The organism is Rickettsia endosymbiont of Seladonia tumulorum, from assembly GCF_964030815.1.
Taxonomy (GTDB): Bacteria; Pseudomonadota; Alphaproteobacteria; order Rickettsiales; family Rickettsiaceae; genus Rickettsia.
On the sequence record NZ_OZ034963.1, the window covers coordinates 181,534 to 196,498 of the forward strand.

Here is a 14,965-nt window from a genome sequence, read left to right on the forward strand (position 1 = left end):
TATAAGTATAGGTACTAAATAGATAATATTGAGATTATGAATATGTTTAAAATTACTACATTGCCTGAAGAATATAAGCCGTCTAAAGACGAAGAATATATGTGTAAAAATCACTTAGAATATTTTAGGCAAAAACTTTTAAAGTGGAAAAATTCTTTACTAATTGAATCTCAAGAAACTTTAAATCATCTAAAAGAAGAAAATTGGAATGAATCAGACCCTAATGATCGTGTTACTACTGAAACAGAAACTGCTTTCGAACTTCGTACTAGAGACAGATATCGTAAGTTATGCGAAAAAATAGAGCAAGCATTAAAGCGTATTGAAGAGGGTGAATATGGTTATTGTGAAGAAACAGGCGATCCGATAGGTATAAAAAGGTTAGAAGCACGACCAATAGCTACATTATGTATTGAAGCACAAATGCGGCATGAAAATTATGAAAAAAATCATTTATACGAACCGCAGAGATAATATAAGTAGGTGAAATTAATTATAATGTCACCCCGTGATTTATTCACGGGGTCTAGCTAACTAACCTTAGTTTATTGCAATGATTTCAGTTTGTCTAATACTTCCTGAGCATGTCCTTTAGCATTGACAGAACGCCAAATATGTCTAACCCCACTTTCTTTATCAAGTAAGAAAGTTGCTCTATCTATACCCATATATTTTTTACCAAACATGGATTTTTCTACCCATACCCCATATTGTTCGCATAAATTTGAATTTGCATCTGAAGCTAAATCGAATTCTAAGCAATATTTTTCTTTAAACTTATCATGAGAGTCGAGTTTATCTTTTGAAACTCCAATAATTACTGCGTTAAGCTTATCGAATTCTTGGTTTTAACTTATTGAAATCTTGTGCTTCTAAAGTACATCCTGGTGTGTCATCTTTTGGGTAAAAATATAGCACCACAAATTTGCCTTTTAAATCAGATAATTTAATTACTTTCTCTTTCCCTATTTCTAATGTCATAAAATTTCCATGTTTAATTATTAAGTTCAGAGGACTTAACTTAGTTAATCATCTTATATTAAAATATGCGTTTTTAAAATTATTTTTTATCATATTGCTTTTTTTATCGGATTATTTATTATGTAAATACAAAATATCTAGGTTTAATTTTTATTAACTATTTTTAAAAAAATAGTAAGAAATTTGAATGATATAATATAAACAATAACATTAATGATCGGAGAATATCATGAAAAAAATTTTAGTAACATTTGCAACTGCTGCTACATTATTAGTAACCCCTAATGCTTTTGCTGATGATGCTACAAAAAGTGAAATACAAGCACAAGAAGTAGCTCAGGAACAAACAAAAACAATTGCTCAAAAATTAGAAGAGCTAAAAGAAAATTTAAAAGATTTAGCAAAAAATGGTAGTGAAAAGTTTAATCAAACTTTAAGTGATACTTATAATCAAATGTCACAAGCTATTGCAGAAATAAAAGATGAAAAAGGTAAAGAGCTACAAAAAGCTTTAGATGATGCTAATGGAAAAATCGAAGAATATAAAAAAGCTGGTACTAAACAACAAGAACAAATGCGTCAAGCTATTATTGATAAATTAGATGCGTTAAATAAAAATATTAACGAACACAACGAAGAAAAAGCAAAATCATAAGTAATGTATTTCTAGTTGGACCTAGTTCCCAAGCCACGGGAGGCATTATTGCGTGGATACCAAATCGTCTGAGCTACGCGACTGCAAGGAGCGTGGCAATCCAGGAAAAATAATAAAAATGCTATAAGTTAGCATTTTTTACTGGATTGCTTCGTCAATTACTTCATAATTTCCTCGCAATGACGACTCTCGATCCACGCAACAATGCCGGACTCAGTTAGCAAACCACGGGGTGACAGCGAGAAATAATCTCTACGCAGGAATGGCATAAAAACCGGCTAATTACATATATTTGACTTTAATAAGTTAAGCATGCTATAAGTTAATTACACTCATATAATTGATTCGTATGCTATGACTATTACTAAAGAAAAAATTGCTTTTATGCTAAACGCTGAATTAGGCTTTTCAAAAAGCTTATGCGAAGAGATAATTAATGCAGTTTTTACTAATATTTTAGATATCGCAAAAAAACAAAAATTAACTTTAAAAAACTTCGGTAGCTTTGAAGTTAAGCATAAAAATTCTCGTCCCGGAATAAATTTTCATACAAAATCTCAAATCACTATAGAGCCGAAAAATATATTACGTTTTGTCCCCTCTGCTAAGTTAAAAGCTTTGATTAATGAAAATGACTAAAAAATATTATTCAGCTAGCGAAATAACCAAGCTTTTAAACATTGCTTTATACCAGTTAAGGTATTTAGAAAAAAAAAATCTAGGCTTATCTAATTACAAAATAAAAAATAGAAAATATTACACTGCGAATGATTTTGAATTATTTCAAAAGCATTTAAATATTGATCAAAATATTTCTAGTTCCTTTCCAAATGTTAATATTAATGATAAAATAGATATACTGCTTATTAATTTCAATAATTTATCCCTCCAAATAAAAAAAATCCTTGCCGATGATTTTAGATTGTGTATTGTATTACAAATTTAATATTATATTCTAAGCAACTATGACTTTAGAGAAAGCTGTAAAACCTGTAATTATAGGCATATCAGATACTAAATTAACTGATAGAGAAAAAGCATTGTTACATGAGCATAGTCCGCTAGGGATAGCTTTATTTGCACGAAATATCAAAGCAGATGAAAAAGGAAAGCAAAATAAAGAAGCCCTTGCTCAGCTTATCACTGATATAAAAGAAATATTAGGGGAAAATTCTATTATTGCTATAGATCAAGAGGGTGGTAGAGTACAAAGGCTTACAAAACCAACTTTCTATAATGCACCTCCTGCTAAAGGTTTTGGTGATTTAGCAAAAGATCAAGGATTAGAAATTGCAATAGAAAAATGTAAACAAAATTACAGTAATATAGGTAAAGAACTTAAAGCATTTGGTATTAATTTAGATTTTGCACCGGTAGGCGATATAAGCCATAAAGGAGCACATGATGTTATAGGTAATAGAAGTTTCGGTGTAGAACCTGAAATAGTTGTGCCTTTATGTATAGCAGCTTTGGAAGGTTTGCAGCAAGAAAAGGTGCAAGGTTGTATAAAACATTTGCCGGGGCATGGTAGAGCTAAAGCTGATAGCCATAAAGAATTGCCGAAAGTAAGTAATAGTTTAGAAAAGCTAGAAAAAACTGACTTTAAGGTGTTTAAAGAACTTAGCTCTTTTGATCAAGTGAAGCTTGCTATGACAGCACATATAGTTTATGAGTGCATTGACCCTGATAATCCTGCTACATTATCACCAAAAGTTATTAAATATATTAGAAATGAAATCGGCTATAAAGGTCTTATTATTTCCGATGCAATAGAAATGAAAGCATTAAATGGCGACATGAAAGATATTGCTAAAAAAGCTTTAGAAGCAGGAGTAGATATAGTTTTAGAATGTACTGGTAAGTTAGAAAATATGATTGAAGTACTAGATAGTGTGTCTAAAATATCTATAAATAAATTCGCTAATTTACTACTAAACTAACACGTATAAGTTGCTTTAAGGAAACTATTTTATTAACTTAAGTTAAATTTAATTAAACAATATATTGAAAAAACTTGTTTTTAATATTAATATGTTTTTTAATATTTAGGTATGATAGCCTTATAACTTTAGTTTGAAAGCATTATAAGCTATTTACTAATAATTGAAGTTAAGAAATTCTTTTGTATATTTATTTAGTAAGTGGGAGAAAAGTGCTTGATTTATGATATAATTAATATAATTAAAGAGGACTTGCATAAAGCCGACATAGAGAACAAGATATTTATGCGTCTTAAAGAACCTTACTCTATTCTTAAAAAAATGAAAAGAAAAGAGGTAGCGGTTCATGAATTGAAAGATTTAATTGCATGTAGAATTATTGTTAAGTCTAAGGATCAATGCTATAATACTCTAGATATAATAAAGGATTCCCCGCATCTATCATTATTGCATACCAAAGATTATATTTGTAGACCGAAAAATAATGGTTATCAATCTATTCATAGTGTAATGCAGCTTCAATATTCTAAACGTAAATTTGAAATACAAATAAGAAGCGAAGAAATGGATAGAGATGCCGAACTTGGTAGAGCAGCCCATCTAAATTATAAAGCAGAACAAGATAAGCATTTGAAGAAAGTTTTTGATATTGCTAATGATACAATATTATATAGAGCTAGACAAATGGTAGAAAGCTTTAAAGGTTTAGAAGAGCAAATTATAGAATATGAAAAAGAAATTATGCGTGTTTGGCATACTAGATATGATGAAATGCTGAAATGGGAAAGTGGGGCTAAGTTATTAATATTTAGCCAAGAATAAATGTATACTCGTTTAATTTGAAAAATTGGCTACGTCGTTCTACAAGTACGCAGGTAGCCACGTATTAAGTATACGCTTCGCTCCTCGTCTTGTGAACTCCTTGCTCTTTTCCAAATTAAACTTCGTCTACCATATGGCAATCAATAGTATCGGACAGTTTTAAAAAAGGAATTGTCATTGCGAGAAAGTTATGTAGTAACTGACGAAGCAATCCAGTAAAATGCATAGCATTTATTAGCGGTATATATCAGTATCATTTTTCTCGCAATAACTTTTTCCCATCTCCAAAACCACAAAAAATATCATAAATTTTATCCCTGAAGGCTTTATTAACAACAATAAAGTTTAATAATTTATTAAGTTAAATTTCGTGATAAAAATATTACATTAGTTAAAACTTTATTAATAAAATATAACGCTTCTTTGTAATTGATTATTACCTATAATATAGTTAATCAGGTAGTTTAGTGGAGTTTCTTAACAAGCTTTAGTTTTTTCTGCGTTAGAAAATATACTTTTTTGTTTAATTCCAAATACTAAATTTTAACTTAAGAAATGGGAAAAAATTATGGCTCAAAAACCAAATTTTCTAAAAAGATTAATCTCAAAAAGGTTGATAAAAACAATTTCTACTGCAGCTTTTATTGCGGCTACCTCAAGTTCCGCTATGGGTGCTGGTGTTCAAAAAACTGTTAATGTTCCAACAGCAAGTTTTGGTACTGGAACAGATTGGCTTCCTGCTGTTGCTGTTGGGAACGGTGATTCCCTTTTATATAGTGCAACAGGCAACACGATAATAGGTAATGTTAATAATACTGTAACTATCAATAATAATGGTATTAATCCCATTTTACAAATAGGAACTGCTACTGCTGGTAATACTGTTGGAGTTGCAGGGGTTGTAGGTAGTAAGCAATTAACTATCATGATGATGAATGAAGCCTCTAATCTTATTTTAGGACCTAATGGTGTTGCTGCTGGAAATTTTGCTGTTGCTGGTGAAGTTGGTAGTTATGCTGGTTTATTAAATATAAATTTTTCCAATACAAATTCTAATATTTCAATTGAAACTGATGGCTTTACTTCAGATGTTACTTTTATTAGTAGTGGAGGTGTTAATGGTACTATTACCCTTAATGCAAAAGGTGTAACTCTTAATGGTAATATTACGAATCTTAAAGCTATTGATTTAAATAATAATAACTTAACATTTGGCGGTAATAATATTCAATTATTAGCTAATGGCAGTGCTATAACTTTTAGAGCTAATGAACAATTGACTCTAACTAGTGCAGCTGATATAGAAATTAATAGTAATATAGCTGTAACTAATGATCAGCAAGGTTCTATAGATGCGAGTGGTTTAGCAAGTGGACAAGGTTTAGTTATTAAGGGTGATATCGGTAATTATTCAACATCTGTAAGACTTGGACAGTTCAATATTGGTTCATCTGCAACTGATTTTAATGCTGCTATTGGTAACTTAATTTTTGGAAATAACGGAATAGCATTATTCGCTCACAATAACTATTTAATAACTAAAACTACAAATGCTAGCGGTCAAGGTACAATAATATTTAGACCTGTAGTTGCTGACAATACAAATCTTGTAGCTGGTACAAATTTGGGTAGTGCAGATAACCCGCTTGCAGAAATTAATTTTGCTGCTCCAGCTGGTACTAATACAGATACTATTCTTAACGTTGGTCAAGGCGTTAACTTATATGCTACTGAAATTACCATTGCAGGTGTTAACACTGGTTCATTTAACTTTAATGGTGGCGGAACAAGTATAGTAAGCGGTACTGTTGGTACAGATGCTAATAAATTTAACAATATAACATTAACTAATAATACTACTGTTAAATTCACAGATGATGTTATTTCTAATGGTGCTACTACAATCGGTGGTAATTCTACCTTACAAATTGCCAATGATTATATTGCAGATTCTATCCAAGCTAATGCTGCGGGTGATACAGGTACATTACAATTTGTTAATACTAAGGATATTCTTGTAACGTTAAAAGGTAATCCTAATCCTGATAACGCTTTAGCAGCATTACAAGTTTCAGGTAGTGCTGATGTAGCTATAGATGGTATCGTAAATGTTAACGGTGAAATTAGTCTTGGTGCAAATGTTTTAGGATTTACAAATGGTACTTCGACATGGGGAGATAATACGACTATTTCTACTACTTTGACATCAGATGAAGTTATGGGTAATATCGTTATCAGTGGTGGAGCAGACGTTAAGGTTGCAGGATTGAAAACCATTAAGGTACAAGATAATGCGAGTATAGACTTTATCGGTACAAGAGCCTATACTTTAATCCAAGGTGATATTAGTGCTGATAATGATGACATTGATCCTAACGTAGTTGGAACTAATCGTTATGTAATTTATGGTTTAAGCGGTAATAATGAAACATTAGTAACACGTACCATTGATATCGATAATATAGAAAATATACTTAATAATGATATTAGCGGTAATGGTAATCCAGTTATACGTCATAACCTTGTAACATTCTTAAATCCAAATAATACTGGTAATGCTGAACAAGCATATAACAATATCCTTTTAGCACAGAATACTAATGATGCAGCTACGTCGTTTGCTGCTACTCTTACCGATACAAGTACATCTGTTAATAATATAAATATAAATGTAGCGAAAGAAGAGCAGGGTTTAATTGGTTATAGAGTAGATGAGCTTAGATATCTTTGTACTCCTGAAAGCGATAAAATGGCATCAAGTGAAGGCGGTGTTGCTGCGGGTGATGAACCTATTGACAATGTAGCTTATGGTGTATGGTTTAAACCTTTATATGTAGATACGCATCAAAGCGAGAAAGGTGGTGTAGCAGGTTACAAAGCTAGAACTGTTGGTACTGTAATCGGTTTAGATACTCTAGCTAATGATAATTTAATGATAGGTGCTGCTATTGGTCTTGCTAAAACTGATGTAAAACACCAAAATTATAAAAGAGGTGACAAAACCACTATTGATAGCTTATCATTCTCTCTATATGGTGCACAGCAACTTGTTGCTAATTTCTTCATCCATGGTAATGCAATATTCAGCGTAAACCAAGTAAAGAACAGAAGCCAGCGTTATGTATTCGATAAGAACGGAAATAGAAGTACCCAAATTGCTTCTGCTAATTATAGCAATATGACCTTTGGTGGTAATTTTATGGTAGGTTATGATGCTAGTTTAATGGATGGTTACTCCAATGGCAGGTCTTAGTTACTTAAAATCATCAGATGAAAGCTATAAAGAAAGCGGTACAACATTTGCAAACAGACAAGTTTATAGTAAGTTTAGCGATAGAACTGATTTCATAGGCGGTGCTAAATTAATGGGTTACACCATGAATCTAACCGATCTTATAGTATATCCAGAAGCTCACGCTTTTGTGATTCAGAAAATAGGTGGTAGATTATCTAAAACACAGTATCAGTTAGAAGGACAAGTAAATCCATATATTACTCCATCAGATAAAACAGCCAGAACAACTTACAATCTAGGTTTAAGTGGAACAATAAGACCAGATACTAAAATGGAATACGGAATCGGTTACGATTTAAACATTGCAAAAAAGTTTATTTCGCACCAAGGTACTCTTAAAGTCCGCCTAAACTTCTAGTATACCTTTGATACTTCAAGATTTGAAAGCCAAATTTCGGGATTCGCCTGTGCTCACGTACTATTTGTACGCCTAGCTTAGCTCACCACTTATTTGACTTCCAACTCTTAAAGTATCTGCGGTATACGTAGATACAACTTCAAAAATTGGCTACATCGTCTTAATATATTTTTTAGAAAAAGTCCTCTTTGAAAAAAGGGGGCTTTTTTATTTAAAATAATTTTAAAAGAAGTGTATAATGATACGAAGAAACATAATTTTTTAGTATGATTAAACTTCTATATCCTAAATTTTGGCAAAAGCGGAATATTATAGCTTATATATTATTCCCTATAAGTCTGATATATCAATTTCTAGGATTTTTGCGGCATATTTTTGCACGTCCCATTATATTACCTGCTAAAGTTATTTGTGTCGGTAATTGCAGCGTAGGCGGTACTGGTAAAACGCAGATAGTTATGTATCTAGCTAATTTACTGAAGACCCAAAATATAGATTTTGTTATAGTCACTAAAGCTTATGGTAGTAACCTTAAAGAAGCAACTATTGTAAAAGCAGAGCATAGCACTCTAGAAGTAGGGGATGAGTCTGTAATACTTGCAAAGCACGGCACAATTATTGCTACTAAAAATATTAAGCAAATTTTACCTCTGATTCATGAACTTAAGCCCAGCATAATAATAGTTGATGACTTTCTACAAAATCCTTATTTTCATAAAGATATCACTATAGTTTCTGTAGATAGACAAAGGCTTTTCGGGAATGGATTTTTAATTCCTGCAGGTCCATTACGGGAATACCCAAATAGAGCTTTAAGTGTTGCTGATTTAATTTTTTTAGTGAGTAATAATTCTGATGAAATACCAGTTAGCTTAGCTTCTTATGCAAATAAGTTAATACAAGCACAAATAGTAGCTTCAAGCGATATAGACAAAAATAAAAATTATTTTGCTTTTAGCGGCATAGGTAATCCTGAACGTTTCTTCCTTACCTTAAAAAATCATGGTTTGAATATAGTAGGATATAAAATATTCCCAGATCATTATAACTATTTACAAGCAGATTTAGAAAATTTATATCTACTTGCTAAAACAAATAATGCTACTCTTATCACTACGAGAAAAGATTACGTTAAGATTGGTGATTCGAGTGATATTATTGTATGCTTAGATGTGAAGTTATCTATTAATAATCCTAATTTACTTTATGAAAAAATTTTTAAAAAAGATTAGATATCTAATTGAGTATGCTGTTGTTGTTATTTTTTTGAAGATAATTGGCATATTTGGTATAGATAAAGCAGCAGATATTTGTAGTTTTATAGCTCGCAAAATTGGTATATTATTTGCTGTTAATAAAATTGCCAGACGAAATATTAAAGCTGTTTTCGGTGATGCATTTGATGTAGAAAAAACTATAGACCAGACTTGGGATAATTTCGGTAGGTTCATAGGCGAGTTTGCTTATATTAATGAAATGGATGAGTTAGAACTAGAACGCCGGATTGAGATAATAGGTTTGGAAAATATTAAAAAGCTAAAAGGGCAGCCTTTTTTGTTTTTTACTGGTCATTTTGCTAACTGGGATATTGCTGTTAAAATTATTCATAAAATTTATCCTAAATTTGCTGTAATTTATCGTAAAGCTAATAATCCTTATGTTAATAAACTGATTAATGAGAGTCGTGCTAGTTCTAAGCTAAGACTTATTCCTAAAGGACCAGATGGTAGCAGAGCTTTAGTTAGAGCAATTAAAGGGCATGAATCTATTGCTATGCTTGTTGATCAGAAAATGAATGATGGCATCGAAGTGCCTTTTTTAGGTTATCCTGCCATGACTGCTAACGCTATTGCTAAAATAGCTTTGCAATATGGATATCCGATTGTGCCATGTCAAATTGTTAGGACTAAAGGTAGTTATTTTAAGTTAATAATCCATCCAAATTTAACCTGGGAGCAAACAGGCGATAGTAAAACAGATTGCTATAATATTATGCTTAATATTAACCAAATTTTAGAGGATTGGGTTAAGCAAAATCCTAGCCAGTGGTTCTGGTTTCATAATAGATGGAAAAAAATATAGTGAATTAAGAGACATCATTGCGAATGAGCGAAGTGAGTGCGGCAATCCAGGAAAAATAATAAGAAATGCTATAAATTAGTATTTTCTTACTAGATTGTTTCGTTAATTACTCGTAATTTCCTTGCAATGACAAGAAAAATGATCCATGCTGGCAATGCCTTCTTGTATAGGAATTGTTTTGCGGATCACCTCCAATCCTGTCATCTAGTTGCTTGACCGGCTTTGTTTTATGGATTATTTATGTCGTTCCTGCGGAAGCGGGAATCCAGGCTTTTATGTTGTCATCCCGTGGCTTGTCCACGGGATCCAGAAAAGCAACTTTTAATACTAATAATTTTAGTATTTTAAGCTGGATCCCGCGATCAAGTCGCGGGATGACAGAGGAAAAATTGATCCACGCAACAACGCCTTCCCGCGGAGGCGGGAATCCAGCATAAAGCGAGATACCTAAGCTTTTAATTTTAAAAACTTGCTGCTTTTATGTTTATTTTTCTGAATTCCTGCTTCTGCGGGAAAGCATTGTTGCGTGGATCGAAAGTCGTCTGAGCTATGCGAATGAAATGAGCGTGGCAATCCAGAAAAAATAATAAAAAATACTATAAATTAGCATTTTTTAGCTGGATTGCTTCGTCAATTACTTCGTAATTTCCTCGCAATGACAAGAAAAACTGATCCACGCAGACAAAGCCCCCATGAAGATGACAGGGGAATTTTATTCACCTGGGTAAAGCCAATTTAACACGTTATAAATTAATGGCAATTTAGCTTTAAAATTTCTATACTTCTTGGATGCTGTTCCCCAAATTTTTCTATATGATGATCACGGAAATTTTTATAAAAAGATTTGAGAGGTACATGACAACTTGCTTTAGCAGCGTTTAAATACATGATACTTATTGCATCTACATTTTTCATATTTTCACGATAATTATTCCAATATATATTTTCTGCAGTAGCATAAGCCGTTACTGCATCTTCATTTTTATTAATTGATGCGAATGCATTTCCCTCAGCTACAAATGCTTTAGCTAAATATATGTCAGGTGAAGCAGCAACATCTTTATTGGATCTATTTGGATCTTTAAGGAAAGCTTCCACAGCTTTTTTAGCATATTCTAAAGCTTCATTATTATTTCCAAGTCCTAGTTTTACTATAGACATTTGGGTATAAATACGTCCAAATATCGGATATTCTTCTTTTTCTTTAGGTTTTTTCATATTATACACCTCTTCTAATAAAGGAAGAGCGTCATTATAATTTTTAAGGTTATTTAATATATCTATTTTAAGCAAATATAAGCCGGTAAGAAATACATCTTGAGGCTTCATGCCGTTATCAATACAAGCATCTATTGTAGCATTAATTTGCTTTAATGCTTCCTCATATTTACCTTGAGCAAGAAATAAGTGAGCTTTTGCATAATCTAATGTTGCAGCGTCTGTTTTATCTATTAGATTTTGATTAAACATATCTTGCATTATCTGGATATTTGCTTCTGCTTCCTTTAGATTTCCTAATTGAACATTAGATATAACTAAACCAAAAACTATATTACTTTTTGAGGTTCCATATTCTTTAACTCCCTCAAATACTTTTTTAGCTTTCATAAAATATTCAATTGCTTCTCTACTTTCCGAGTTCTTTGAATAATACCACCCTATGCGTCCTAAATAAGTAGCATACGCTCCTTTCTCGTCATTATCCATCATCAATAATTTAAAATTATTTTCTTTTTCGTTTTTGTCAAACCAATCAACTAATATTTTACTTCTTGTTAAATCACATGCTGTAACATATTGTATTAATAAGTTTAGTTTTAATTCTAAAATTTTATATATTGAGATATTATAATTTTCTGCATTTTGGGTAATTATTTCAATATTGTCCAACACAGTTTTATTTTTTCTAAAAACATTTCCTTTTATTAAACTTTTAGGGATAGTATTTAAAAAATTGGTGATAAGTTGATTGAGATTTTCTTTATTATCATTTTCATTAATCTGTAATATTTTTTCAACTATAACATCATGCATTTCAAATATTGGATTATTTTCATTTGGCTCAATATTAGTGATTAAAGCAAATTTGGAAATATTATAAATGTCATCATCTAAATGATCTTTATCCGAGGTGATAGAAATTAGAAATTCTTTTGAAAAACTTTGATTGTTAATTAAAGCTATTTCATTTAGTAATTTTTGGGCAGAAGGGCTTAACTCACTAATAGCAAGTGTAATATTTAGTTTAATTTTATCATCAGCTTCTTGTATTTTTTTCTTATATTCGTTTAAACTTAAACCTTGTACCTGATTCAATATTTGCGATCCTTGAACCATAAGAATTGGATAACCTTTAAATTCTTGGACTAAAAATTCTATCGATTCTGGATTATTACTTTCTAAAATATTTTCTACAAGCATTTTAGATTCTTTTTCCTCAAAAGCAGTAATTTTTACGATATTTGGTAATAATTCACTGTCCTGTGAACAAAATATAATATTGCCGTTATGTTCCCAATTAATAAAATTTGCTACTTTTTTATTCTGTCCTATTTTTAAATTATCAAATACTAGTAACCATCTGTTTTTACTGGTTAAATAGGTCATTAATTCTTTTCTTACTACATTGATATTTTCTGAAACTACCGCAGAATTTGCTTTTATATTAATAGCCTTTGCAAGATTTACTAATTGTCCATCAATATCTAAATTGCAATCTATAAACCAAATAATATCATAATCAGCCTTATTATTTTTATCATAAGCGTACATCCTAGCAATTTGAGTTTTTCCCATGCCACTGACACCTACCAAACTAGATTGTTTATATTTGATTAAGTTACTTTTAATCTTTTTTAGTTGTGATATATGATCTATAAAATAACTAACAGGTGTAACAAGATTGGATATTTGTTCCCTTGCAAACACATTATTGCTCATTAACAATATGATGATTATTGATATATATTTTTTCATAGTATTTTTGCTAATTATAATCCTTAGATGTAAAGGTTTAGGATTTTTTCGATCAAAAGTCAATAGAATTTTATTATGAAATGAAAAAGATAAGTATTTTAGATTAGGATTTACGGCAGTTAAATATAAAATCAAACGGATTTATCGGTTTATTATCTAATATAATTTCAAAATGTAGATGTTCACCTGTAGCATTACCGGTCTTTCCTTGAGTGCCTATAAATTGACCACGTGTAACTTTTGTTCCCTCTTTAACATGTATTTCTTTTAAATGAGCATATTTAGTGACAAATTTATGTGAATGTTTAATCTCAATGAAATTTCCGTAATCACGTACTCTAGCGGTCTTAATTACTACTCCGTTTGCTGATGCATATATCGGTGCTTCTTTTTTTGCTTGTAAATCAATGCCATTATGAAAACATTTTTTCTTCCGTTTCTTTTTATGCAGGCTTATTCTATTGCCATAATGGCTAGTGATTTTAGGTTCATATTCCGGCAACATAAGAGGTATTTTAGAAATTATTCTATCAAGTTTTGCTAACTCAGACATATTATTTCTGTGAGTGGTTTTTTTAGCAAAATAACTAGTTTCGGCGTTAGAAAGGAATTTATATTTTGAATTTAATTTCGTAACCAATTCTTTTATAGCAGATATTTTTAAACCAGCAGCGTTATTAAGTTCAGTAGGATTTTTGTTATGGAATTTCTGTAAGAAAATTTTATTTTGTTTAAGATCATTAATTATAACACCTAAATTTTTAGCATATAAACATTTATTGTTTTTATTTGTAAGATTATATTGAACTACTAATTCTGCATGATTTATATTATATTTTTTTTCTAATTGAGAAGAGGTAGTAGAAAGTAGGGTTTTATCATTAGAGAATTCAAGAGTACTACAGCTTTGAAGAAAAAAAAGGGTAATTAGTAAAAAAATATTTCTTCGGGTAAACATTAAAAGTCAATATAAGTAAATTTCAGATTTAAAGCATAACTTAGATATTTTGTTAACTCTTCTAATTCCTGTCTAATATTAGGCGGGTTAATCAACATCAATCCACATTTTACCATATTCTTATCACTAGATAAAAGTTCATATTCAATAATTAATGTTTCTTTAAATCCGATAGTTTTATAATTGTGGTAAAAATCACTTACTAGTAACAAATCCTTTATAGGATACCAAATCAAAGTAGAATTATTTAAAGCTGAAACTTTGATTTTTTTCAGTGCAGTAATTAGTTTTTGAAACTCATTTTTTACTTCAAATGGTGGATCAAGAAATATTAATCCTCTATTTTCTTTAAAAGGCAGAAAAGCTTTTATAGCATTATATGCATCAATGCAGTGTGTATTATTTGGTAATAGCTTTTTTAAATCAAGGTAATCAGCCGGATGGAGTTCACAAGCAATTAAACGATCTTGAAGTCGTAATAATTTATTAATTATAAAAGGTGATCCAGGATAAAAATTCTGACCCACGGAATTTATTACAGACAGAAATATTTTTAATGATTTAGGAGTATGATCTAGAGCTTGTAATAATTTACCGATTCCGTTGTTATATTCTAAAGTTTTGGAAGCGGCTTCTGAAGCTAAATCGTATAGTCCAAGCCCTGCAAAAGCATCTAAAACGGCAAAAGGTTTTTCTTTGTTTTTCAGCTGCTCTAAAATCGTAATTAAAACTAGATGCTTAACTATATCGGCAAAATTGCCTGCATGATAAATATGACGGTAGTTCAAAGTTATAGACTATATTTTTATTTTAGTAACTTTTCTGCTTCTTCTGACGAGATGTAATAAATTATATCATATTATAATGTCTTATACAATTAATCATAAAAACTGTTTAT

The 14,965-nt window shown here is 30.7% G+C and carries 11 protein-coding genes and 2 pseudogenes; 9 read left to right on the forward strand and 4 right to left on the reverse strand.

All coding sequences use genetic code 11. The features are described from left to right. Positions 1-42 precede the first annotated feature (42 nt). Entirely contained in the window at positions 43-474 is a 432-nt protein-coding gene (gene dksA / locus AAHF54_RS00860) for an RNA polymerase-binding protein DksA (RefSeq protein ID WP_341788742.1), read from the forward strand. Between the two features lie 71 nt (positions 475-545). On the opposite strand, the pseudogene AAHF54_RS00865 reads toward dksA, so the two are convergent. Then, positions 546-981: pseudogene (locus AAHF54_RS00865) on the reverse strand (peroxiredoxin). A 229-nt stretch (positions 982-1,210) separates the two neighbouring features. Here AAHF54_RS00865 and AAHF54_RS00870 point away from each other — a divergent pair. The 8 genes and pseudogenes from AAHF54_RS00870 to AAHF54_RS00905 all read left to right on the forward strand — a co-directional run bounded on the left by AAHF54_RS00870 (position 1,211) and on the right by AAHF54_RS00905 (position 10,133). Next, positions 1,211-1,636 (forward strand): hypothetical protein, encoded by a 426-nt coding sequence (locus tag AAHF54_RS00870; protein ID WP_342170055.1) that lies wholly within the window; start codon positions 1,211-1,213, stop codon positions 1,634-1,636. A gap of 354 nt (positions 1,637-1,990) precedes the next feature. Next, entirely contained in the window at positions 1,991-2,275 is a 285-nt protein-coding gene (locus AAHF54_RS00875) for an HU family DNA-binding protein (RefSeq protein WP_341788744.1), read from the forward strand. After that, complete coding sequence (locus AAHF54_RS00880; protein ID WP_341788745.1) at positions 2,262-2,582, forward strand: hypothetical protein; 321 nt, start codon at positions 2,262-2,264, stop codon at positions 2,580-2,582. The genes AAHF54_RS00875 and AAHF54_RS00880 overlap by 14 nt, the downstream gene beginning before the upstream one ends. 19 nt (positions 2,583-2,601) lie before the next feature. Then, complete coding sequence (nagZ, locus tag AAHF54_RS00885; RefSeq protein WP_342170056.1) at positions 2,602-3,576, forward strand: beta-N-acetylhexosaminidase; 975 nt, start codon at positions 2,602-2,604, stop codon at positions 3,574-3,576. Positions 3,577-3,792: 216 nt separating this feature from the next. Then, complete coding sequence (locus AAHF54_RS00890) at positions 3,793-4,398, forward strand: bifunctional (p)ppGpp synthetase/guanosine-3',5'-bis(diphosphate) 3'-pyrophosphohydrolase (RefSeq protein WP_341788747.1); 606 nt, start codon at positions 3,793-3,795, stop codon at positions 4,396-4,398. A gap of 931 nt (positions 4,399-5,329) precedes the next feature. After that, a pseudogene (locus AAHF54_RS00895) lies at positions 5,330-8,051 on the forward strand (autotransporter outer membrane beta-barrel domain-containing protein). Between the two features lie 266 nt (positions 8,052-8,317). Beyond that, on the forward strand, positions 8,318-9,283 hold the full coding sequence (gene lpxK, locus AAHF54_RS00900; RefSeq protein ID WP_341788748.1) for a tetraacyldisaccharide 4'-kinase: 966 nt from the start codon (positions 8,318-8,320) through the stop codon (positions 9,281-9,283). After that, positions 9,258-10,133: a lipid A biosynthesis lauroyl acyltransferase gene (locus AAHF54_RS00905; RefSeq protein WP_341788749.1), complete on the forward strand. Its 876-nt coding sequence runs from the start codon at positions 9,258-9,260 to the stop codon at positions 10,131-10,133. Before lpxK ends, AAHF54_RS00905 begins: the two co-directional genes overlap by 26 nt. 750 nt (positions 10,134-10,883) lie before the next feature. On the opposite strand, the gene AAHF54_RS00910 is transcribed toward AAHF54_RS00905, so the two are convergent. The 3 genes from AAHF54_RS00910 to rlmJ all read right to left on the reverse strand — a co-directional run bounded on the left by AAHF54_RS00910 (position 10,884) and on the right by rlmJ (position 14,855). Beyond that, positions 10,884-13,109: a tetratricopeptide repeat protein gene (locus tag AAHF54_RS00910; RefSeq protein ID WP_342170057.1), complete on the reverse strand. Its 2,226-nt coding sequence runs from the start codon at positions 13,107-13,109 to the stop codon at positions 10,884-10,886. Between the two features lie 103 nt (positions 13,110-13,212). Continuing rightward, a complete protein-coding gene (locus tag AAHF54_RS00915; RefSeq protein WP_342170058.1) occupies positions 13,213-14,067 on the reverse strand; it encodes a M23 family metallopeptidase in 855 nt (284 codons plus the stop codon). Beyond that, positions 14,067-14,855 carry a 23S rRNA (adenine(2030)-N(6))-methyltransferase RlmJ gene (gene rlmJ / locus AAHF54_RS00920; RefSeq protein ID WP_342170059.1) on the reverse strand — a complete coding sequence of 263 codons (789 nt, stop codon included), beginning with the start codon at positions 14,853-14,855 and terminating at the stop codon, positions 14,067-14,069. The genes AAHF54_RS00915 and rlmJ overlap by 1 nt, the downstream gene beginning before the upstream one ends. Between the last annotated feature and the right edge of the window lie 110 nt (positions 14,856-14,965).